2 protein-coding genes are annotated in these 1485 nt (G+C 58.2%); both read right to left on the reverse strand.

Annotated elements, in window-relative coordinates:
* Positions 1–372: REP-associated tyrosine transposase (locus tag BN1127_RS21715; RefSeq protein WP_462477337.1), on the reverse strand; the 372-nt coding region annotated here is incomplete at its 3' end.
* A gap of 97 nt (positions 373–469) precedes the next feature.
* The gene (locus tag BN1127_RS15545; RefSeq protein WP_042650015.1) at positions 470–1420 is read right to left on the reverse strand and encodes a transposase; all 951 of its coding nucleotides are present in this window, start codon (positions 1418–1420) and stop codon (positions 470–472) included.
* Positions 1421–1485 lie beyond the last annotated feature (65 nt).

Raw genomic sequence — 1485 nt, forward strand, 5'->3', positions numbered from 1 at the left:
AAAGTGCGATCCCGCCCTGCGGGTGACATGACCATGCTTGAGGGGGTTGATATGGACGTAATCCATATGGTGGCGGTAATCCTGCTCATCCCGGATCAGGTGTTCCCAATAATGGCGTTGCCAGATGCCCCGCTCCCCGTGGCGTAACCGGGTCTGGCTGCGGCGCTCGTTCACCGGCAAGGCGCGGGAGAAGTGACTTTTGATCAGCCGCCAACGCAGGGGGAAATCGGTGTCCCCTTCCGGCAAAGATAGAATGCAGTGGAGATGGTCGGGCAGAGGAAATCTGGGACACCCACCTTTTTGAGTAAGCCGTATCCAGATTGGTGATGCGATGACGGATAGTTGGCTCGAGGGTTGGAGCGGGAGCAACAAGGTGGCGGTTCTGGCCTAAAAAGCCTCTTGTTCAGGCAACGTCATGCCCGGCATCGGGTGACACGCCGGGGTGTGATGTGACGTGGGAACTAGCGATTCAAACAGGCAACTGGTGACATCGCCGCTGGCCGCAGTGCTGTGCGAACAGCCGGCAATGTTCTCTGTCACCCACCACTCTGATGCCCTGCCGCCGAAACAGTGTCACCTGTTTCAGCCAGCGAGCTTCATCCAACCCCAGCCGCACCAGTATGGGAGCAAGGTGAACCGGAATATGACCGCGCTTGTCGGTTCTGATGGCTCGTCCTGTCCAGTCGACCAGCGCCAGATAGTCGAGAAAGGCATAGGGCAGGTCATCTGGCTTGCCTTGGCTGGAAAACGGCAGCAACAGAGGTGGCAACGATGCTGCGGGTTGTTGGTCCACGAGGCGCTGCTTGATGCTGGTGTAGTCGCTCCCTTCGGGTCTGTCGGCAATCGCTGCCCGTATCGGATTGAGGTCGACGTAAGCCATGCAGGCCAGCAGGGCTGGCTCGGTGAGCAAGGCCTGGCTCTTGAAGCGTCCTTCCCAGAAATGGCCCTTGCAACCATCCTCCTGATTGGCCTGGCGGGCCAGGTTTTCATTGAGCAACCGAATAAACCAGCTGATGGAATGCAGTCGCTCACGCCATTGGGCGATTAGCTGTTGTACGACCATCAGCTCCGGTTCAATCAGGGATTCTCCTTGGTACCAGCGTCGCACCAGCAGGGGCCACTGAAACAGTGCGGCCCAACGCTCGGCCACTTCCTGCTCACTCCAGCGGATGGCGATATCTCGTTCAACCTTGAGCACCAGATGATAGTGATTGTTCATCACCGCGTAGGCACAGACACCGATGGCAAACAGCCGTGACAACTGCCCCAGCTTGTCGACCAACCATTGGCGCCGGTGCTCGTAACTCTGGCCGGAATGGGCATCTTCGCCGCACAAGAAGGCCCGTCGCACGCAGCGACTGACCACGTGGTAGTAGGGCGTATCTTGCAGACTGATTTGACGGGAACGGGCAATGATCATGGCAACCTCCTGCGATTTCCCTTTCAGTCAAGAACAGAGGCACAGCGCTGTCAAAAAGGTGGGTG

This window comes from Aeromonas media (genome assembly GCF_000819985.1).
In the GTDB taxonomy this organism is placed as follows: domain Bacteria; phylum Pseudomonadota; class Gammaproteobacteria; order Enterobacterales; family Aeromonadaceae; genus Aeromonas; species Aeromonas media.

What these genes read in the sequence shown, in the direction of transcription:
- BN1127_RS15545 (WP_042650015.1), bottom strand. Translation starts at nt 1,420, where the DNA reads ATGATCATTGCCCGTTCCCGTCAAATCAGTCTGCAAGATACGCCCTAC.